Annotated in this window: 16 protein-coding genes and 1 pseudogene; 7 read left to right on the forward strand and 10 right to left on the reverse strand. The window is 58.6% G+C overall.

Translation table 11 applies throughout. The annotated features are described in order from the left end of the window. The first annotated feature begins 94 nt into the window (after positions 1–94). The 3 genes from CKA38_RS05080 (at position 95) to purD (ending at position 6,133) form a co-directional block, all read left to right on the forward strand. A complete protein-coding gene (locus tag CKA38_RS05080) occupies positions 95–2,674 on the forward strand; it encodes a hypothetical protein (RefSeq protein WP_236919161.1) in 2,580 nt (859 codons plus the stop codon). A gap of 129 nt (positions 2,675–2,803) precedes the next feature. Further along, positions 2,804–4,741: an LOG family protein gene (locus CKA38_RS05085; protein WP_236919162.1), complete on the forward strand. Its 1,938-nt coding sequence runs from the start codon at positions 2,804–2,806 to the stop codon at positions 4,739–4,741. A gap of 90 nt (positions 4,742–4,831) precedes the next feature. Then, complete coding sequence (gene purD, locus CKA38_RS05090) at positions 4,832–6,133, forward strand: phosphoribosylamine--glycine ligase (RefSeq protein ID WP_236919163.1); 1,302 nt, start codon at positions 4,832–4,834, stop codon at positions 6,131–6,133. 87 nt (positions 6,134–6,220) lie between these two features. On the opposite strand, the gene CKA38_RS05095 is transcribed toward purD, so the two are convergent. From CKA38_RS05095 to CKA38_RS05125, 7 genes are all read right to left on the reverse strand, one after another. After that, on the reverse strand, positions 6,221–6,655 hold the full coding sequence (locus CKA38_RS05095; RefSeq protein ID WP_108824525.1) for a nuclear transport factor 2 family protein: 435 nt from the start codon (positions 6,653–6,655) through the stop codon (positions 6,221–6,223). Between the two features lie 48 nt (positions 6,656–6,703). Then, entirely contained in the window at positions 6,704–7,684 is a 981-nt protein-coding gene (locus CKA38_RS05100; RefSeq protein ID WP_108824526.1) for an NHL repeat-containing protein, read from the reverse strand. Between the two features lie 181 nt (positions 7,685–7,865). Further along, entirely contained in the window at positions 7,866–8,609 is a 744-nt protein-coding gene (locus CKA38_RS05105; protein WP_108824527.1) for a GDSL-type esterase/lipase family protein, read from the reverse strand. A gap of 91 nt (positions 8,610–8,700) precedes the next feature. Beyond that, positions 8,701–10,044 carry a (Fe-S)-binding protein gene (locus tag CKA38_RS05110; RefSeq protein ID WP_108824528.1) on the reverse strand — a complete coding sequence of 448 codons (1,344 nt, stop codon included), beginning with the start codon at positions 10,042–10,044 and terminating at the stop codon, positions 8,701–8,703. A gap of 66 nt (positions 10,045–10,110) precedes the next feature. Further along, on the reverse strand, positions 10,111–11,496 hold the full coding sequence (locus CKA38_RS05115) for an FAD-binding oxidoreductase (protein ID WP_108824529.1): 1,386 nt from the start codon (positions 11,494–11,496) through the stop codon (positions 10,111–10,113). Between the two features lie 205 nt (positions 11,497–11,701). Beyond that, positions 11,702–13,516, reverse strand: a complete 1,815-nt coding sequence (locus CKA38_RS05120) for a PAS domain-containing sensor histidine kinase (RefSeq protein ID WP_152032686.1) — start codon at positions 13,514–13,516, stop codon at positions 11,702–11,704. 115 nt (positions 13,517–13,631) lie between these two features. Then, positions 13,632–14,036, reverse strand: coding sequence for a DUF3788 family protein (locus CKA38_RS05125; protein ID WP_202863966.1), 405 nt, complete (start codon positions 14,034–14,036; stop codon positions 13,632–13,634). 137 nt (positions 14,037–14,173) lie between these two features. On the opposite strand from CKA38_RS05125, the gene CKA38_RS05130 reads away from it, so the two are divergent. Both CKA38_RS05130 and CKA38_RS05135 read left to right on the forward strand, forming a co-directional pair. Beyond that, positions 14,174–15,202 carry a haloacid dehalogenase-like hydrolase gene (locus CKA38_RS05130; protein ID WP_108826427.1) on the forward strand — a complete coding sequence of 343 codons (1,029 nt, stop codon included), beginning with the start codon at positions 14,174–14,176 and terminating at the stop codon, positions 15,200–15,202. A gap of 22 nt (positions 15,203–15,224) precedes the next feature. Then, complete coding sequence (locus CKA38_RS05135) at positions 15,225–15,989, forward strand: exodeoxyribonuclease III (RefSeq protein ID WP_108824532.1); 765 nt, start codon at positions 15,225–15,227, stop codon at positions 15,987–15,989. An 84-nt stretch (positions 15,990–16,073) separates the two neighbouring features. Here CKA38_RS05135 and CKA38_RS05140 read toward each other — a convergent pair whose 3' ends face one another. Further along, the gene (locus CKA38_RS05140; RefSeq protein WP_108824533.1) at positions 16,074–17,279 is read right to left on the reverse strand and encodes an aspartate aminotransferase family protein; all 1,206 of its coding nucleotides are present in this window, start codon (positions 17,277–17,279) and stop codon (positions 16,074–16,076) included. 114 nt (positions 17,280–17,393) lie between these two features. Then, a pseudogene (gene argB / locus CKA38_RS16945) lies at positions 17,394–18,274 on the reverse strand (acetylglutamate kinase). Positions 18,275–18,753: 479 nt separating this feature from the next. Between argB and CKA38_RS05160 the strand changes: the two are divergent. Then, entirely contained in the window at positions 18,754–19,317 is a 564-nt protein-coding gene (locus tag CKA38_RS05160) for a hypothetical protein (protein WP_108824536.1), read from the forward strand. Here the strand turns inward: CKA38_RS05160 and CKA38_RS15310 are convergent. Next, entirely contained in the window at positions 19,287–19,568 is a 282-nt protein-coding gene (locus tag CKA38_RS15310; RefSeq protein ID WP_152032687.1) for a hypothetical protein, read from the reverse strand. The two genes, CKA38_RS05160 and CKA38_RS15310, sit on opposite strands and share 31 nt — an antisense overlap. 155 nt (positions 19,569–19,723) lie before the next feature. Here CKA38_RS15310 and CKA38_RS05165 point away from each other — a divergent pair, with 155 nt between their 5' ends. Beyond that, the gene (locus CKA38_RS05165) at positions 19,724–20,347 is read left to right on the forward strand and encodes a hypothetical protein (protein WP_152032688.1); all 624 of its coding nucleotides are present in this window, start codon (positions 19,724–19,726) and stop codon (positions 20,345–20,347) included. The last annotated feature ends 3 nt before the right edge of the window (positions 20,348–20,350 follow it).

Consider the following 20,350-nt stretch of genomic DNA (forward strand, 5'->3'; position numbering starts at 1 on the left):
TTCAATCAAAACGGGTTTACTTCGAAAATCGGCCACCATATCAATGCTTGTGGCGGTGGCCGGTCTTTTGGCGGCTCAGGCATCAGCGCAATCTTTGCAAATAACCCAGCAGCCTGTCAGCATCACTCGAACCGAGGGTCATGGTGTTTCGCGCATACATATTCTGTTCTCCGAGTCAAAAGACCCTAGCGCGGTCTTTTTTTCTGTCACGGCGGCGGGCAGCGGCTCACTGACATATCAATGGCAGAAGGACGGGGTTGACATCGCATTTCCGGACAACGGGCAAATAATCGTGGGCTTCCCGCGTGTATCGGGCGCGGACACAGAGCTTCTGAATATCAGCGACTGCATGATGTCTGACGCGGGCGTGTATCGCGTGAAAATCCGCGACTCGGCGGGCGGGGAAATTATCAGTGAATCCGGCACGCTGACGGTCACGCCGCATCCGCCGCCGTCATTTGTTTTTCATCCCAAGGATGTGACTGTTACCGAGGGAACGGTGTCGAATTCATCCCTGAGCGCCACGATTGCGGTGGGTTCCATTCTCGCGGGCAGTAATGAGGGGCCCCTCACATGCGTATGGCAGAAAGACGGCGCGGATGTGTCAATCGAGTGCGGGGTTGATCAATATGGAAAAGCGTTTCTCGAAACATATAATTTCATGGTGGCCGATTCCGGAACCTATCGTGTGGCGGTGACCAATCGCTGGGGGCGCACCAGCCATAGCAATCCGGCGACTCTCACCATTCTGCCGCCGGCGGAAGCCCCTGTTATTACCAAGCAACCGACGGTGTCGCGTAATGACGATGACGGTTATGTTAATGGAAAACCCATCGTGGTTGATTACACCAAGGGCGGCAGCATCGGATTATACGTTCTCACAAGCGGGGTGGCGTCCCGTTTTCAATGGCAAAAAGACGGTGTCGATATGGAGTATTCGGAAAAATATCGCAGTGATGATTATACAAATCCCCAAAAAGACTCCACCAAACTCCGCTCCCTATGCATACGGGATCTCCGCCCTGCTGATTCGGGAAAATACCGTGTGGTGGTTTGGAATTCCACTGGCACCACGGTCAGCCAAGAGGCCACGCTCAATATCACATACCCAACTCCCGCGCCGATAACCACGCACGCCGTGTCCGCGGGCCGTTCTGTTGCGCTCACGGCCGATATTAGCGGCAATCCGCCGCCCGCCGTGCAATGGGAAGTGTCCACCGATGGCGGAAACACATGGAGCAGGCTTGCCAACAATGCGACCTACACCGGCGTCAACACGGGGACATTGGGCATCAACGCCGCCACCGGCAACATGAGCGGCAACCAGTATCGCTGCGCGCTTGCAAGCGGGGGAATGTTGCCGGGTGGCTCCGCCATCACGCTGGACGTTGCCCCGCTCGTATTTCCCAACCCCGCCTCGCTTGTTTGCGTCAGCGGCACGCTCTATGTGACCGACGATTCGCTGCACACCGTGCAGGCCGTTAACCTCGCCACAACCGAAGCTCGCATCCTTGCCGGCTCTCCCGGACAAACGGGGGCGACGGACGCCACGGGAACCGCCGCGAGATTCAACCAACCCAAGGGCATATCGGCGGATGCCGCGGCTAGGCTCTTTCTGGCTGACACCGGCAACGCGCTCATACGCACCATCTCGCCCGACGGGGTTGTGGCGACACTGGCGGGTTCGCCCAGTCAACGCGGACATGCCGACGGCGCGGGCGGCAACGCTACGTTTTCCGCGCCGACGGCCATATTTTTGGACATGTCTGACTCGGGAGACTTCATTCTCGTTGCCGATGCGACGTCACACACCGTTCGCAGTGTTTGTGGCAGCGGCACAACGACAACTCGGGCGGGAGTCGGCGGCGTATCCGGACACAAGGACGGTGCTGCCAAGGACGCCTACCTGAACCGCCCCTCTGGGATCGCAAAAAGATCGGGTTGGTCATCCGCTTATGCCGCCACCCCTTTGCCCGCGTCCATTCAGGCTGCCATTTCAAATACCGCGTCAGACCCTGTGACTGCCGCCAGCGTCACTGTAACCATGCCGAACAACGATTACCTCTATTGGAGCACCTATGTGGCCGATAGTTACAATCACGTCATTAGGGAACTCGGTTCGCCGCAAAAGTATATGGTCCCTCCCATCAGCACGCTCGCCGGCCTGCCCGGAGTGAGCGGATATGAGGACGGCGTGGGCGACGAGGCCCGTTTCAACAATCCCGGAGGCATGGCGATTGATTCAAGCGGCAACATCTATGTGGCCGACACCGGCAACTCCACCATACGCTTTGTCACTCCCGAGGGCCAAGTCCTCACCCTTGCCGGATTGCCCGGCATCACCGGCCTCAAGGATGGCGTTGGCGAGGAGGCATGGTTTAATCATCCCTCGGACGTTGCGCTCGGCGGAAGCAAACTTTACATCGCCGATACTGGAAATGCGGCTATTCGCGAACTCGATTTGTATACCGGGCAGGTTGTCACGCTCAACATCACGGCAGCCCCGGCTTCATCCGGCACAGTGCCCAATCCGCCAATCACGCCCGGCGGCGGCACAAACCCAGGCGAGTCGAGCGGCGGCGGAGGAGGAGGCATGGTGTCGTATTGGCTCATGGCTTCCGTGGCGGCATTGCTTGGCATCCGGCGCGTGTTGTCACCAAGGCGCAAGGCATAAGGCGAAGCCTGCTTTGGAAATATTAAGCGATGCACATCAGTGCATGGTGTGTCCGATCGGGCGCGCGCGTCCTTTTCCAAAAGAACAAGGCTTTCAATCAATGCCGATATCGTTCAATCATTTTGTCACATGGCTATGAACAACGACCAATTCTGGACCAGCCTCGACGGACAGGTCCTCACCGTCCGGCCCAATCTCTCCGAGCACACCGTTTCGCTCACCATCGCCTTCTGGCCGCGCAACCCCGCCGAGTTCGACTTCATGAAGGAGCACCTCGACGACCTGCACTTCACCGAGCGCAGCACGCTCGCGCGCATCGGCCTCGAAATCATGCGCGCCACGCCGCTCACCGTCGACGGCAACCGCCTCGTGTTCGACGCCGAGACGTTTCTCTTCGACCACTCGTTTCCCAACGCGCCCTATTGGAAAAAACTCTTCCGCTCCGGCATGCCCATCGGCCGCCTCTTCTACGCGCCCGAGTCGCAAAAGCTTTCCTCCACGGAAATCTGGGACGCCATTTCCGCCAACGCCATCAAGCTCCCCAATACCATTAGCATCGACCGCAACGGCAGCGTGTTTCTCACATCGCACCCCGTGCGCTACACGCTCAACCCGAGGCTCCAGCGCGCCGATTTCGAGGCGCTCGTCTCCGGCAACGCCGGCCGCGCCTACCTCGACAAGGTGCAGGTGCGCCATGAGACGCCCATCCTCACCGTCGAGCCGCGCTCGGGCATCCTCACCAGTTGCTCCATGTATTTGAAAGAGCACTACGTGCTGCTCAACCGCGGCGTCGGCAACTTCGGCATTCACACTTCCGCCGTGCTCCTCGACCCGATAAAAACCTTCGGCACGAACATCATGCTCGAAATCTACAACCCCGGCGACCAGCCCGTTGTAAATCCCGTCGTGTCAGTCGAAGTTTTCCGCGCCCCGACACCCGCCGACACCGACACAAAAACCCTCGCCAAAAAACGCGCGCGCCTCCTCTCCACCGCGACCGACATCTACGGTGCGCTCGACGAAACCCCGCCCAAGGACAACGGCTCTGTCGAACCGCCGAAACCGCGCACCCGCGTCACCTTCAAGGGGCAAAACGCCACGCAGGATAACACCAGCGTGTTCATCAACGCAGGCCAGTTCACCGACGCCGCCACGCTCAGGGACAAGATCAACGCCGCCGGTGCCTGTGGCTACCGCACGCTCATTCAGGCGCTCGACGCCGCGCCGGAGGACGCCGACACGCTCCTCGTGGACACCTTCCCTAACCTTCCCGAGCACATCGAGCTCCTCGCGCGCCTGCCCAACCTCAAGCTCCGCCGCATCATCTTCCGCAAGCCCTCGCGCACGCACGGTTTCTTCCTCTCCTACAACGCGCACGGCCGCCTCGAAAACTACCACGACATCGGCATCGACGTTTACTGGCACAACTCCCAACTCAACGACCTCTACCTCCACACCTACAAAAAAAACCACGGCTTCTTCATTCGCGAGGAGCTCGGCCGCAAGTTCCAGGAATCCACCATCCTTGCCATGTATGGCAGCGCCGTCGGGCTCGACCAAACCGACACCGACCGCATCTCCTCGCTCATGGACAAGCTGACCGGTTTCATCGGCACCAACGTCGGCGTCCTCACCGGCGGCGGCGGCGGCGTCATGCGACTCGCCACCGAGCAGGCCCGCATGAAGGGCGCGCTCACCGGCGCATGCTTCCTGGAACTCGAGGCGCAACCGCCCGAGATCGGAGTGGACTTCTTCAACACCTTCCAAGAAACCTCGCGCCATTACCGCCAAAAATGGTTCGAAGTCGCGGACTTTTGCATCTTCAACGTCGGCGGCGTCGGCACGCTCGAGGAAATCGGCATCGAAATGTGCAACCTCAAGCTCGGCATCCGGCCGCGCATCCCGTATATATTCTACAATGCGCAATTCTGGACGAGCCTGCGCGACCAGGTGGAGGAAATGGTCTCCAGCAAACGCGCACCCGCGTGGATGCTCGACTACATCCTCTTCAGCAACGACCCCGACGAGGTTGTGGATTTCTATAAAAAGACGCTGCGGGTGTTGTGACACCGCGCCGCGTTTTTCCTTCGACTTAAATCGACTTGAATCGATTTAAGTCGATTAAGGTCCAATCCCCTAATCCTTTAGAATTTTCCCATGTCACAAACCCTTCCGAAATCCATCCTTGTCGTCGGCTCCGGCGGACGCGAACACGCCATCATCAAATCGCTCCTCGCGTCGCCCGCAAAACCGCGCGTCGTTTGCGCGCCGGGCAACGCCGGTATCGCCGATGAAATCCACTGCTTCCCCGAGGTTGCCGCCGATAACATCGTCGGCTTGGTCGAACTCGCGCAGCGCGAGCAAATCGACTTCGTGGTCGTTGGTCCCGAGGTGCCGCTTTCGCTTGGATTGGTCGACGCACTTGCCGCCGCGAACATCCCCGCCTACGGCCCGAAGGCCGACGGCGCGCGTCTCGAAGCCTCGAAAATTTACACCAAGGAAATCCTGCTCAAATACAAAATCCCCACCGCCGAGGCCGCGACCTTCGACAACGCACCCGCTGCCGTCGAATATCTTCGCACGCACCCCGCGCCTATCGTGATCAAGGCCGACGGACTCGCCGCGGGCAAAGGTGTCGTTGTCGCGCAAACCACTGCCGAAGCCGAGGCCGCCGTCCACGACCTTCTCGCGCTCAACGCCGCGACAGCTTCCGACCAATCCAAAATCCTCATCGAAGCCTGCCTCACTGGAGAGGAAACTTCCATCCTCGTGATCGTTTCCGGGCGCGATTATTACATCCTCCCGACCTCGCAGGATCACAAGCGCATCGGCGACGGCGACACCGGCCCGAACACCGGCGGCATGGGCACGTATTCGCCCGCCGAGGTGGTCACGTCGGAATTGCTTGCGCGCATTGACCGCGAAATCGTGAGCCCCTCGGTCAACGCGATTGCCGACGAGGGCATTGATTTTCGCGGCACGCTTTTCATCGGCATCATGCTCACGCCGACCGGCCCGCAAGTGCTCGAATACAACACCCGCTTCGGCGATCCCGAAACGCAAGTTGTGCTTCCGCGCCTCGACACCGACTTGCTCGCGCTCCTTTGGGCCGCCGCCAAGGGCAACCTCGCAGAGGTCGCGCGCGACGTGCGCGTGCGCCCCGAAGCCGCGATCTGCGTGGTTGTCGCATCGAAGGGTTATCCGGGTAAATTTCCAAAAGGCATCCCCATCACCCTTCCCGCCGCATTGCCGCCTCAAACGACAATCATCCACGCCGGCACCGCGCGCGACAAAGACAACCGGCTCGTCACCGCCGGCGGCCGCGTGCTCGGCGTGACCTCACTCGCCCCCACGCTCGCCGAGGCCGCGAGTCGCGCCTACGCCGCGTGCGACGAAATCGAGTGCGAGACAAAATACTGCCGCCGCGACATCGGCGCGAAGCAGTTGAACCGGAAATAATGATGCCGGTCTGACTGCCGACCGGCACTGTTGAACGCAAAAAAAGCACAGGCGTTTCTGCCTGTGCTTTTTGTTTATGTCAGCAGGTCACTTTCTAAATGCTTGGCGGCCGAGCAGCTTCCATTCGCCTTTTTGTTTTTGCCAGACGAGCATGATGCCGATCTTCACGTTGCCGGGCTTGCCGCTGTCATTGGTCTTGGCCGTGAAGGTGTGGCAGACGATCGCGGTGTCGCCGGTTACCTTGATTTTCTGGTCGGTAATATCAATCGTCACGAACACCGAGCGTCCGCTGACAATCGTGTCGACGAACTCGGTCTTGGTTTCGAGGCGTCCGCTGGAATGGCCGTAGAGGAGGTTGTCGGCGGCGATGGCGTTCAGGTCGGCGGCCTTGGCCGAGAGCATGGCGGCGCGCAGTTTTTCGGCGGCGACGGCGACATCGCGCTCGTCGTTCGACGATTGCGCATTGCACGAGGACATCAGCGCGAGAACGGGAAAAAGGCAGAGGATGAGGAATTTTTTCATGGGTGGAGGGATTGCGGTTGTTTGTGTTTGTTCGCGGTCTGTAAGAAATCACAGCGGCTCCATCACGCCGTTGCGTTCGTCGTGGAGGCGCGAGGTGTCGAGGCCGTCGAGCACGAGCACTCCTTGGAGCGACGAGATCATGTCCGCCTTGCTCCACTGCCAGACGATCTTGCCGTCCTTGTCGAATTCGAGGAGTTGCACGCCGGACTTGCCGTGGTCGGGGCCGTGTCCCTGCCAGTTGGCGAGCACGGTGTGACCGTTCGGGAGGAGTTGGAATGTGGCTGCGAAATGCGGGTTCACGTTGTCGGGCACCTGGCCTTTGGCGCCCCATTTGCGGAGCACGTTGCCGTCCGCGTCGAGCTCGGCCATGAACGCGCCGTATCCGGCGGAGGCGATGATGCGGTTGTCCGGCAGGCGCATCGCCTTCCACATGTTTTTGAAACCTTCGACGGGATAAGTTTTCAGGTAACGTCCGTCGGTGGAGGCCTCGCGGATTTCGTTGCCGCAGGCCATGAGGTAGGTGCCTTGCGCGGTCTGGCGCATGAGGCGCACGTAGTTGCCCGGATAAACCGTGGTGGTCCGGATTCTGTCGGTGGCGTCGAGCACGATCACGCTCACGCCCTTGCCACCCCTGAGATCGACACCCGTCACAATCGTGTTGCCGTCGGGCTGGCGGCGCACCGAGGTCACGCCGGAGAGGGCGTCGTATTTTTTGAGCTGTTTGCCGTCGGCGAGATTGTATTCGGCGTAGCCGTTGTCATAACCGACAAGCAGTCGTCCGCCGCCGATGAGCTGCAAATCGCGCGCCTTGGGGAGTCCGGTTTTGACGAGCCAGTTTTTCGACGGATTGCGCTCGTTGATGTAGAAAAGCGTGTCCCTGCCCTCGTCGATGACAACAAGCTCGTGTTGAATGCCCTTGCCTGTTTGCGCTCCGGCGGGGCTTTTTTTGTCCGAGCAGGCTGCAAGCGCGAACAAGGAGAGCAGCGCGAGGAGAATTTGCGGAAGGATGAGTGGTTTGATCGTGCGCATGGGTGTGATGGGTTGCGGATTTGGGCGGTTAAAAAAATGTGCCTTTCTTGAACCACATCGCGACGCGGACAGCCATCCTTTTTTGCTGATGGCGCCGGATGCGCCGGACGATAAAAAGGGCGCCGGTGTTTGCCGGCGCCCGAAGATTAACGGGAGGAAAAATCTGGTTTGGCGATTTGGATTATTTTCCCGGATAGATTTTTTTGATTTCGGGAATGACCGCGTCGGCCCAAAGGTGGTAGCTATCGGGCGTGAGGTGGAGGAGGTCGGGCATCACGCTTTTTTCCAGGACGCCGCTGTCTGTGAGGAACACCTTGTTGATGTCGGCGTAGTAAACCTTTTTGCTGTCGGCGAATTTCTGGATGAGTTTGTTCGCGGCCTCGTTGTTCAGCCGTTTCTCGTCGTTGGCCTTGGCGCTGCGCGGGAAGATGGCGAGCACGAGAATCTTGGCGTCGGGTTTGCGCTTTTGGATTTCGTCGATGCAGGCTTTCACGCCGGCGGCGATGTCGGCGGGCTTGTCCATGCGGTGCCCGGTGTTGTTGGTGCCGATCATCATGACGACGAGTTTCGGATTCGATTCGCCATCAAGAAGACCCCACTGCAGGCGCCAGAGGAGGTTTTCCGTGCGGTCGCCGCCGATGCCGAAGGGTTTCGCGTCAAGAGGGGCGAGTTTTTCGTTCCAAACTTTCAGCCCCTTGTTTTCCCATTGGTGCGTGATTGAGTCGCCGATGAACATGATGTCGAAACCGCCCGCCTGGGCGCGATCAACGAGCTTGGCGTGGCGTTCCCACCAGCCGACGGAAACCATGCCGGTTCGCGAGCTGATCTGCGGCTCGGGCTTGGTGGCGCCGCCGTATTTCTTTTGGGCGAAGGCGGGAACCAGCAGGACAAATGCAAGGGCAATATAAGCGATATGTTTTTTCATGACTGATTGTGTTTGGGTATTGGAAAAGCGACAACATTGACATTCCCGCAACACCAATGCGATCCCAAATCAATCATGCGCGCGCATGGGTTCATTTGCGCTCGGCGGCGTAGGCGCGGGCGAGGAGGACGACCGGGTGCGCGACCTCGGTGATGGTGTCTTTTTCGGCGCGCAGTCCGTTTTGGATTTGCAGGTGGCAGCCGGGATTTGCCGTGGTGATGATCCCCGCGTGCGCGCGGCGGAGGTTGGCCATTTTGCGATCCTGGAGGCGTCCGGCGGTGACGGGTTGCGTGATGTTGTAAATGCCCGCCGAGCCGCAGCACCAAGTCGCCTCCGGGCATTCGTGCAACTCCACACCGGGAATCGCGCGCAACACCGCGCGCGGCTGCGCGCTGACTTTCTGCCCGTGGCAAAGATGGCAGGATTCGTGATACGTCACGGTTTGCGTGACCGCGCGCGCCTCGGGTTTGCGAAAATCGATCTCGACGAGATACTCGGAAATATCGCGCAGCTTGCGCGACCACTCCACGGCGCGCGCCGCGTAAGCCGGATCGTCGCGCAACAAATGATCGTAGTGCCGCAGGTGCGAGCCGCAGCCGCCGGCGTTGCTGATGATCGCGTCGAAGCTTTCCGGCGGAATCATGTCGATGAGGCGGCGCGCGAGCGTGCGCGCGGATTCAAGGTCGCCGTTGTGCGCGTGCAGCGAGCCGCAGCACGGCTGCACGGGCGGCGTGTGAACCTCGCAGTTGTTGGCGAGAAGCACATCGACCGTGGCGCGGTTGATCTCGGGAAACGCGAGGTCCTGCACGCAGCCGGTGAGCACGGCGACGCGGCGAAACGGAACGGCGGTTTGCGAAGGTGGCACAGACAAGAATGTCCGTGCTACCTTTTTGGACGGCGTTTCGACCGGCTTGATCAACTGATGCGAAAATTTCGCGCCGACGCGCGGTGCCTGCGGTTCGAGTTCGCGGAGGCGGCGCGGCAGCAAATACGTAAGCCGCAGCGCGCGCGTGAGCGCCTGCATGCCCGTCACTCGCCAGAGCCACAAGCCGCGTCCGGCGAGGCGCAGCAAACGCGGGCGCGTAAAAAGCACCTTCACAACCGACCAGCGCCAGAAGTCGCGCTGCGTCGATTTGATCACATGCCGGCGCTCGACCTCGGCGCGCGCGGTCTCGAAAAGTTCGGCGTAGTTGACGCCCGCCGGGCACGCGCTGGTGCATGCGAGGCAGCCGAGGCAGTAATACATTTCGTCACCAAACGCGCGCGTGACTTCGAGTTCGCCGTCGGCGATGGCGCGCATGAGCGAGATGCGTCCGCGCGGCCCGTGGCGCTCCTCTTTCGTCTCCGCGTAAGTCGGGCAGACGGGCAGGCACATGCCGCAATGCATGCATTGCTGGAGCACGGAGTAGTCGAGCGACTTGAGGAGATTTTGCATGAAATGCGGAATGCGGAGTTCGGAATGCGGAATGAATAAGACAGATCGGATGGAGCGGGCTGATTTTTAGTCGAAAATCTTTCCGGGGTTGAGCAGGCCGTCGGGATCGAGCGCGCGCTTGATGTTTTTCAACAGCGTGTAGCTGGCGTCGCCGAGTTGCGCGGGGAGGAATTTCTTTTTCGCAAGGCCCACGCCGTGCTCGCCGGTGATCGTGCCGCCGACGCGCAGGGCCTCGTCGAAGATCTCCCGCATTGCCGCCTCGACACGGTGCATCTCGTCGGTGTTGCGCTCGTCAGTGAGAATCGTCGGGTGCAGGTTGCCGTCGCCGAAATGGCCGAAGGTCGCGATGTCGAGCGCATGGCGCGTGGCGACGCCCTCGACAAAACGCACCATGTGCGCGAGTTCGCTGCGCGGCACGGTGGCGTCCTCAAGGATCGTGGTCGGCCTTAGGCGCGCGAGCGCGCTGAACGCGCTGCGGCGCGCGGTGGCGAGCTGCGCGGCCTCGGCGGAATCGCGCGCGCGGCGCACGCTTGTCGCGCCGTGCTTGCGGGCGATTTCCTCGATTTGCGCGGCTTCGTCGGCAACGGCCGCGGCGTGGCCGTCGGACTCGATGAGGAGCACCGCCTCGGCGTCGAGCGGAAGCCCGGCGTGCGCGAAATCCTCGACGCAGCGGATTGTTTTCCGGTCGAGAAACTCAAGCGTGCAGGGAATGATTTTCGACGCGATGATGTCGGACACGGTCGCCGCCGCCGCGTCCATTTGCGCGTAGGTGGCGAGAAGCGTCTGGCGCGCGGCGGGCTTTGGAAGGAGCTTTAGCAGCACCTTTGTGATGATGCCGAGCGTGCCCTCGCTGCCGATGAACAGGTCGCGGAGATTGTAACCGGCGACATCCTTCACGCACTTGTTGCCGAGCCAGCACACGGAGCCGTCGGCGAGCACGACCTCCATGCCCATGACGTAGTTGCGCGTGACGCCGTATTTGAGACCTCGCAGGCCGCCTGCGTTTTCGGCGACGTTGCCGCCGATGGTCGAGACGCGCATCGAGCCGGGATCGGGCGGGTAAAACAGGCCGGCCTTGTCGGCCGCGTCGTAGATTTCCTGCGTCACCGCGCCGGCCTCGGCGAGAAGCGTGAGGTTGGCCGTGTCCAATTCCAGGACACGGTTCATTTTTGTGAGGCAAACAACGAGCGCGCCCTCGACCGGCACGCTGCCGCCGGAAAGCCCCGTGCCGCTGCCGCGCGTGACGACGGGAACGGGTGGGGTTTGCGAACGCGCGAGCTTGAGGATTTCGGAAATCTGTTGCGCGTCGGAGGGAAACACGATCGCGCGCGGGAGCCGCTTGATCGCCGCGGTGCCGTCGAAACTGTAAGGGATGATATCCTCGGATTCGGTGAGGATGTTTTTCGCGCCGACGATTTCGGCGAGGGAGGACTCGAGCGTCGGGGTGTTCATTGTGGCTGTTTATTGTGGGGGCGCACGCAAGGTGCGCCCCCACGGGATGAAATTGTAATTGCCGAATTCATTGTGTTTTTCCGCGTGCTTCGCACGCGCCAGGTTTTGAGGATGTTGGTGTGTAGCGCCTTGAGGGCCTTTGTGTCCAAACAGTTTTTCCGAAAAAAACAACGGCCGCGCTTGATTCGCGGCGGCGGGGCGGGCGTTACATGACCGCTTTTCCGCAAATAATATCAAACGAGAAGGTCGAGCCTTTGTCCTTTTCGCTCGCCACCGAAATGCTGCCGCCCATCAGGCGCACAAGGTCATACGAGATCACCAGGCCGAGCCCGATGCCTTCGTAGTGGCGCGACGCCGACGAATCCAGTTGCACAAAGGGTTTGAAGAGGCGCGATTGATCCTCGGGCGCGATGCCGATGCCCGTGTCGCTGACGGTAAATTGCAGGCGGATTTTTTCCTCCTGCGCCTGGTCGTTTTCAGCGGGCGCTCCTTCGGCGGGGGTTTTGAACGGCGGCGTTGTCAGCATGCGCATGCGCACTTTCACGCCGACCTCGCCTTTTTGTGTGAACTTGACCGCGTTGCCAACCAGGTTGGCCAGCACCTGCTGCAATCGCGTCGAGTCGGTCATGATGTGCGCGGGGACGTCCGGCGACACGTCCTGCCAGACGCGCAGGCGCTTGCCTTCCATTCTGGGCATCATGCCGTCGAGCACGTTTCTCACCACGACGCGCACGTCGACGGGCTCGTTTTTTATTCTCATGACGCCGCGTTCGACGCGTGTGAAATCGAGGATGTTTTCCGCGAGCCTGCCGAGCATTTCGCTGCTGGCGCGGATCGACCGCACATAGTCGCTCTGCTCGTCCGTCAGGGCGGTGTCCTTGAGCAATTCGGAGTAGCCCATGATGCTGTTGAGCGGCGTGCGCACTTCGTGCCCCATTGTCGCCAGGAAGATGCCCTTCGCCTTGTCCGCCGCCTCGGCCTGCTCCTTGGCTTCGCGCAGTTCGTTGGCCTGGCGCACAAACTCGCTCATGTCCGACACCACCGTGATGTATGCGATGATTTTTCCCGCGCGGTCATGCACGGGCGTGGAGGTCATGCGCGCCAGGTATTTCCTCCCGTGTTTGTCCTCGCACTCCAAAACCTCGAACCACGATTTTCCCTTGGCTGACATCTCCGTCATCCGGTCCAGTTTCTCTCGGTCGAGATCTTCCGCGCTGTTCATCCAGTGTTGGCCAACCATTTGTTCGCGGGTGAACTTGCTCATGGCGCACAGGCTGTCGTTCACGTAGCGGATGATGCCGTTTTCGTCTATGATCACCATGCCGGCGGCGCTTTGGTCCACCGCGGCGCGCAGTTGCTCGATGAAGCGGGCCTGCTTCGAATAATGTTTCACCAAAAGATACACCGATATGGGCACGCCGAGCAGCAGCCATGCGTAAAGGGCGTGCGTGAGCGCCGCTCCGGCCAGGCCGCCGCACCAGCGCCTCCGGTCCCTGTCGAAGCGCACGAAGTTGCGCGCGCTGCCGTCCTCGATTCGCGAATAGGCCGTGATCCAGCGGCCGTGTTCGTCGGACAGCGATTTGTTAATGGTCACGACACCGTCGCGCAGTGTCCTTGGCGCGTCATTCGCGGCTGATTTTCCCGGCAAAACATCCCCGGGTCGCGACCCCGCCGGGGAGTCATCCTCCATCGAATCCGCCAGGCATACCGCGTCCCCGGTTTCCGGGTTTATGCGAAAGACATATATGTTTCCGCGGCCCGGATACACGCCGCGCATTTCGCGCAGCCTGGTTTTCACGTGCTTGTAGTCATCGCGCGACTCGTCGGCGCGCGTGCCGGTCAGCCTTGACACTTCCGGAATCGCCATGACGAGCGCCGCGCCGCGCGCGGCGTGTTCAAGTTCCTGAACCTTTCCGCTTCGCTTGCCGTAATACCCGTGCGCCCCCGCCGCCACGCCAATGACGGCCACGGCGAGCCAGGCAATTGTCACGCGGGTTTTTATCAATCGGGAGAGCGACACGATAACAAATATTTAACAAAAATCGCCGGTTCCTGAACACAAAAACCCCGGCGGGTGCTAAAGGTTGAATTATTTACAAATTATTAAAATTCGCGCCACCGGCGAACGGCTTTGCTCACTTCAAAGACTTCTTGTATTCCGCGAGCGTCAGCACGTCGCGCACTTGTGATTTTTTGCGCACGTCCAGCCCCAGCGACACCAGCTTGCCGACGGCCTGCGCGCGGGCGAAAGTCGACTTGATGTTCGCGTCAATATCCAGTTCGGCCACGCCGGTGCGCGTTTTTTCCGTGAAGTGAAAACCGATTTTGAAAAGTCCGTCCCACACCGAAAGCCAGAACACTGTTTTCTTTTTGTGCGTCACCTTGCAGAGCCACGCCTTGCCGTCGTTATAGTATCGCCACGACATCTCCAGCCCCGCGCCACTCGCGCCCGCAGCCAGTGCCTCATACGCCGCATGGGAGCGGCCGAGTGTTTTTTTCAAAACCACCGTGTCCGGGGGCAGGTTGGGGTCGTTTAACAAGGGTCTTTCCATGGCGGCGCATGATCACGCTTTTCATAAAAACACTTGCAAGCACAAAGCCGCCGGCCGCGGCGGCGCGCTTTGCCTTTTACTCGCGCCGCAAAATACCCCACGCTTGGCGCATCTTACATCGACCAATGGCCACCACACTCTTCACCCAGAACACCATCGCCTGCGTTTGGGATTTCGACAAAACGCTCATCCCCGAATACATGCAGTCGCCGCTCTTTCGCCGTTACGAAGTCGATGAGGCGAACTTCTGGAGGGAAACCAACCACCTCGTCGAGCAATACCGCAAGCGCGGCTACCGCCTCTCCAGCGAAATCGCCTACCTCAACCACCTCCTCACCTACGTGCTCGCGGGCCGCATGCCGAAACTCAACAACAAGGTTTTTCGCGAGTGCGGCGCGGAAATAAAATTCTACCCCGGCATTCCCGAATTTTTCCAACGCTCGAAAAGTTACGTCACCGAGCACGAGACTTACCGCAAACACGAAATCAATCTCGAGCACTACATCGTCAGCACCGGCATCGCCGAGATGATACGCGGCAGCGCCATCGCCCCTTACATCGACGACATTTGGGCCTGCGAATTCATCGAGAATCCGCTCCAGCCCGGTTTCATTGGACAAGAGGAATTCGACATCACGGCCGACGCCGAGATCGCGCAAATCGGCACCATCATCGACAATACGACAAAGACCCGCGCACTCTTCGAGATCAACAAGGGCAGCAACAAAAACCCCGCCATCGACGTCAACGCCAACATCGCCCTTGAGGATCGCCGCATTCCCTTCCAAAACATGATCTACATTGCCGACGGCCCGAGCGACATCCCGAGCTTTTCCGTCGTCAAGAAAAACGGCGGCATGGCCTACGGTGTGTATCATCCCGGGCGCCCCGAGGAATTCCGGCAAAACGACGCCCTGCGCCAGGCGGGCCGCATCGATCACTACGGCCCCGCCGACTACACCGAGACGAGCAGCACCGCGCAATGGCTCAAGCTCCACATCCAGGCGATTTGCGACCGCATCGTGGCCGACCGCGAGGCCGCCGTCGCGAAACGCGTTTCGCGCCCGCCTCGCCACCTCAGCAGCCAGACTCCCGAGGAGGAGGCCGCCGCGCGCGCCGCCAAGGAGCCCAAGCAGGGGACATTTTTGGAATAAACACTTCCCGCATCCATCGCTTATGAAACTCATTTCCTGGAACGTGAACGGCATTCGCGCCGCGTTGAAAAAAGGCTTCCTCGACTACATGCAGGGCTGCGACGCCGATGCGATTTGTCTTCAAGAAACCAAGGCCCACGCCGGCGACGTCCAGCACGTCACATGGACCGCCGGCTACGAACCTTACTGGCACAGCGCGCTCAAAAAGGGATACAGCGGCACGGTTATCTTTACCCGCGTGAAACCCAAGTCGGTCACCTTCGGAATCGACGAGCCCGAGCACGACAACGAGGGCCGCGTGATCACGATGGAGTTCCCGAAATTCTGGCTCGTAAACGTCTACCAACCCAACTCGCAGCGCGGGCTCGCCCGTCTCGATTACCGCACCAAGGCATGGGACCCCGCGTTTCTCGACTACATTAAAAAATTGGAGAAGGCGGGCAAGCCGGTCGTCTTTTGCGGCGACCTCAATGTCGCGCACGAGGAGATCGACCTTGCCAACCCGAAAAGCAACCGTCGCAACGCCGGCTTCACCGACGAGGAGCGCGCCAATTTTTCCACCCTGATCGGTAGTGGATTTGTGGATACATTCCGCGAATTTGAAAAAGGCCCCGGCCACTACACATGGTGGAGCAACATGATGAACTGCCGCGCGCGAAACATCGGGTGGCGCGTCGATTATTTTGTGGTGAGCGAGAAGTTGCGCCCCGCGTTAAAACGCGCCTGGATCAGCCCCGAGGTCATGGGCAGCGACCACTGCCCGATCGGGCTGGAGCTGAAAGTGTGAGCAGGGTAGGGCGAACCGTCCCCGGTGAGCCGTGCTTGTGTTTGGACCGTTTCGGCTCACCGGGGACGGTTCGCCCTACCTGATTCATTCCACCGCGCTGCGGAAGATTTCCACCGATTTCGCCAGTTCCTCCTCGCTCACATTGAGCGGCGGGAGAAAGCGAACGGTATTGTTACCGGCACCGACAACAAGCAGGCCGAGCTCGCGCAGCTTCGCGATCACGGGCGCGGAATCGGATGCCATTTGCACGCCGACCAAGTAGCCCTGGCCGCGCACTTCGGAGATTTTTTGCGGAAAATCGGCGGCGAGTTTTTTCAGCGAGGCAATCCATGGCGCGGATTGCAGCGTGACTTTTTCGAGCAGGTTTTCCTTTTCGATGACGTCGAGCACGGCAAGCCCGGCGGCGCAGGCGAGCGGCGTGCCGCCGAAGGTCGAGCCGTGGCTGCCGGCGTGGAAAAGCTCCGCGTGCGGTTCGGCTACCCACATCGCGCCCATGGGCATGCCGCCGCCGAGTCCCTTGGCCATGCCAATCGCGTCGGGGCGGATTCCGGCGTGCTCGTAGGCGTAAAACTTACCGGTGCGCCCGAGACCGCATTGCACCTCGTCGAGCATGAGGAGGAGGTTGTGCTTGTCGCAGAGCTCGCGCAGGCCGCGCAAAAACTCCGGCGCGCAGGCGTGCACGCCGCTTTCGCCCTGAATGGTTTCGATGAAAATGGCGGCGGTGTTTTCGTCAACGAGGTCGGCGAAACTTTGCAGGTTGTTGAGCTCGGCAAAAACAAAACCGGGCACAAGCGGCGCGAAGCCTTTTTGAATTTTTTGCTGCGGCGTGGCGCTCATGCCACCGAAGGTGCGCCCGTGAAAGGCGTTTTTTGCGCAGATGATTTTGTGGCACTTGCCCTCGGCGCCGCCGGCTTTTTTCGCGCCGTGAAGCCGCGAGAGCTTGATGAGCGCCTCGTTGGCCTCGGTGCCGCTGTTGCAGAAAAAGACGCGACCGGGCCCGGCGTAGCCGGCGAGGCGGCGGGCGAGCTCGCCTTGGTTTGCGTTGCGGAAAAGGTTGCTCGTGTGGATGAGCTCCGCGGCCTGGCGTTGCACCGCGGCGACCCAGTGGGGATGGCAATGGCCGAGCGCGTTCACGGCGATGCCCGTGGTGAAGTCGAGGTAGGCGCGACCCTCGTCGTCCCAAACTTGCGCGCCGCGTCCGCGTGCGAGCGTAATTGGCGCTCGTCCGTAGTTTTTCAAAACATAGGTGTCGTAGAGATCGGCGGTGGTGCGGACGTTGCTGGTGCTCATGATAAATGTGGAATGCGGATTTCGGAATGCGGAATGAAAAAGACTTCGGCAAGCGGTATCATGGGCAAAGGCTTGATAATTCCGCATTCCGAAATCCGCATTCCACATTCAAAATCATCCATGGATGATTTCGGTGCCGATGCCTTTGTCGGTGAAGATTTCGAGCAGGAGGCTGTGCGGGAGGCGGCCGTCGATGAAGTGGACGCGTTGCACGCCTTCCTGAAGCGCGCGAATGGCGCTGTTCACTTTCGGGCGCATGCCCTTGTCGATGACACCCTTCTTTTTGAGGTCGTCGACCTGTGAAATTTTCAGCGTGGAGATCAGCGAGTCGGGATCGGATGGATTCGAGAGGAGCCCGGGGACGTCGCTCATGTAGACAAGGCGGCGTGCGCGCAGCGCGCTGGCGACACGGCCGGCGGCGAGATCGGCGTTCACATTGTAGGGCTTGCCATCGAGGCCCTCGGCGACGGGCGAGATGATCGGCGTGAAACCATCGGCGATTTCCTTTTGATAATCTTGATCTTCACCTCGGTGACATCGCCGACGTAGCCGAGGTCGATGGGATTGCCGTCGTCGTCGGTGGTGATTTTTGCGCATTCGAACACACTGTCGCCGGCGAGGCCCTTGGGTTTTCCCTTGGCGGCGGAGACGGCGGCGCAGACGTCCCTGTTCACAACTTCATCGAGCGTTTTTTTGACGATGGCCATGGTCGCCTCGTCGGTGACGCGCATGCCCTGCACAAAATTGGTCTTCAACCCGGACTCGGCCATGGCCTTTGTGATCGCCTTGCCGCCGCCGTGGACAACGACGACATTGATGCCGACCGCGGCGAGAAACGCGATGTCGTAGGCGACTCGGTTGCGTGTTACCGGATCGGGGTCGTCCATGAAACTGCCCCCGTATTTCACGACAAACGTGGAACCGTGGAAATCCTGAATGTAGGGAAGTGCTTCAAGGAGCACCCTGGCCTTGGCGGTGACTTCGGTGACGTTCATGTCGGTTTAGCACATGCCGCGCGCGGCCGTGTATGGATGATGCGAAATGATGATGAGGGTGCTCACGGTTTTATTGTGACTTGATTGCTTAGCGCACACCGTGCGGGTTTTTCGATAAAATAATTTCACGTGCGGCATTTTGCCGCCGGAAAATCCGGACCCCAGCTCGGCAGGTTTGATCGTATTCGGGAGCGTTTCCATTCCGATGACGGGGTAAAGGCACTTGTCAAAGGATGCCGCGGCGCAATCTTTCGTGGCATGAAAACCACCGTTTTCAAAAACGCACGCTCGGTTCCGACGCCCGCCGCTCCATAGAGAGCGGCAATCCCTTCCCGGCCCTCATGCCTAAAGGTAGACTGCTCCAAAATCTGGAGTTTGAAAAATCAACAAACATCGCCCCATGTCATCTTCAAAATTTTCCATTCAAGCCAGAGGTGTATCCGCTTTACTTAAAGCTGCTTTGAGTTTATAAAAATGAAATGAAAAAAATATATACAATAATTCTATTGTTTATTATTTCCTCGATTTGCAATGCTGCGACGCAAGAGCTGATAATGTCGATGGATGACAGATACACTGTTCAAGATACGGAAGATTGGGCCGTGACGGTTGGACGATATTTATCCTTGAGATACGCCGATGTTAAAGTGCTTCCAAAGCAAACGAAGAAGAGCTTCAACCTTATGCTATATTTCAAATGCGACACGAAGGATTTGGCGCAATTCGACACGCCCAAAAAAATGAAAAAGGCTGTAGTCTCCTCATCAAAGAAGTATTTGGGCGGAATTGTGGAAAAGGAAATTAAGGTGGAGGAAATAAAAAATAAAGGCTGGTATGGATTCAAAACCCAGTTTACGGATGCGTCGTTGGTTGATAAAAAAACAATTCCTGATGATGAATATCTCTACATGATCAGAGGAATGATTCGACTCTCTGAAAAATCCGCCCTCGGGTTTAGTTTAATGACCAATGCCCCTGATTCGACAGAAACTGCCGAGGTGATGAAATATATCTACTCCTTTGCCAAAGAGCGGAAAGAATAAGCAACGGAATTTTGAATAGGTCGGGGTGTTGTTTTTTGATTTTTTAGCGCGCTCACGGTTTTATTGAGACGTGATTGCTTGGAGCGCACTGCGCGGGTTTTTCGATAAAATAATTTCACGTGCGGCATTTTGCCGCCGGAAAATCCGGACCCTAGCTCGGCAGGTTTGATCGTATTCGGGAGCGTTTCCATTCCGATGACGGGGTAAAGGCGCTTGTCAAAGGATGGTCGCGGCGCAATCTTTCGCGGCATGAAAACCACCGTTTCCAAAAACGCACGCTCGGTTCCGACGCCCGCTGCTCCATAGGGATGGCAATCCCTTCCCGGCTCTCATGCCTAAAGGTAGACTGCTCCAAAATCTGGAGTTTGAAAAATCAACAAACATCGACTCCCCATAAATCCTATTCATGAAATACTTTGTCGCATTTTATCTTATTGCCTTTGGCGGATGCCTAACAATGAACGCCGTGAGTTTGGCGCCTCCTAAAAAGAGTTACACTAGTAAAAACGAGCATTTTGTTTTAAGGGTAATGCCAGGTGTGGAAAATCTGCCTGGAAGGGAAACTGCCATTGCGCTTGTATTCCAATTCAATGACAAAACTTGGGGTTTCGATAAAAAGAAACAATATCATTTGATAAATAAAGTGGCTCCCTCTTTCGCGCGCATAAGTGATTCAGGTGAAGTTGTCACATTCGATGACTATGCCAAGTTGGGCGGGGAGAACAGCGTTGTGCTATATGCACCCGATGGTAAGCTTAAGGCGCAATACAGCCTAAAGGAGTTGATGCCGTCTTATGCGATTGAAAAATTAAAAACGGAATCAGTTAAAGAAATGACAGATGCATTCGGATTATTTTGGTATAAAGATTCTTATTTCTATGATTCAAAAATAATTATATATACAAATGTTGGTGGTGTGATCTCAATTTCAAATAGTGGCTCTGTAGAATATACTGATAGTAAAAACAACAAATCCATAAAAATGCAGTCGGCGGGGAAATTGAAGCCTCCGCCGTCTGCGGCTAACTAATGG

It is taken from the genome of Ereboglobus luteus (genome assembly GCF_003096195.1).
Taxonomy (GTDB): Bacteria; Verrucomicrobiota; Verrucomicrobiia; order Opitutales; family Opitutaceae; genus Ereboglobus; species Ereboglobus luteus.

Coding starts and splice junctions, on each gene's coding strand:
- CKA38_RS05130 (WP_108826427.1), top strand. CDS start 14,174: ATGGCCACCACACTCTTCACCCAGAACACCATCGCCTGCGTTTGGGAT.
- CKA38_RS05115 (WP_108824529.1), bottom strand. CDS start 11,496: ATGAACACCCCGACGCTCGAGTCCTCCCTCGCCGAAATCGTCGGCGCG.
- purD (WP_236919163.1), top strand. CDS start 4,832: ATGTCACAAACCCTTCCGAAATCCATCCTTGTCGTCGGCTCCGGCGGA.
- CKA38_RS05135 (WP_108824532.1), top strand. CDS start 15,225: ATGAAACTCATTTCCTGGAACGTGAACGGCATTCGCGCCGCGTTGAAA.
- CKA38_RS05140 (WP_108824533.1), bottom strand. CDS start 17,279: ATGAGCACCAGCAACGTCCGCACCACCGCCGATCTCTACGACACCTAT.
- CKA38_RS05085 (WP_236919162.1), top strand. CDS start 2,804: ATGGCTATGAACAACGACCAATTCTGGACCAGCCTCGACGGACAGGTC.
- CKA38_RS05110 (WP_108824528.1), bottom strand. CDS start 10,044: ATGCAAAATCTCCTCAAGTCGCTCGACTACTCCGTGCTCCAGCAATGC.
- CKA38_RS05100 (WP_108824526.1), bottom strand. CDS start 7,684: ATGCGCACGATCAAACCACTCATCCTTCCGCAAATTCTCCTCGCGCTG.
- CKA38_RS05165 (WP_152032688.1), top strand. CDS start 19,724: ATGAAATACTTTGTCGCATTTTATCTTATTGCCTTTGGCGGATGCCTA.
- CKA38_RS05105 (WP_108824527.1), bottom strand. CDS start 8,609: ATGAAAAAACATATCGCTTATATTGCCCTTGCATTTGTCCTGCTGGTT.
- CKA38_RS05160 (WP_108824536.1), top strand. CDS start 18,754: ATGAAAAAAATATATACAATAATTCTATTGTTTATTATTTCCTCGATT.
- CKA38_RS15310 (WP_152032687.1), bottom strand. CDS start 19,568: ATGCCGCGAAAGATTGCGCCGCGACCATCCTTTGACAAGCGCCTTTAC.
- CKA38_RS05095 (WP_108824525.1), bottom strand. CDS start 6,655: ATGAAAAAATTCCTCATCCTCTGCCTTTTTCCCGTTCTCGCGCTGATG.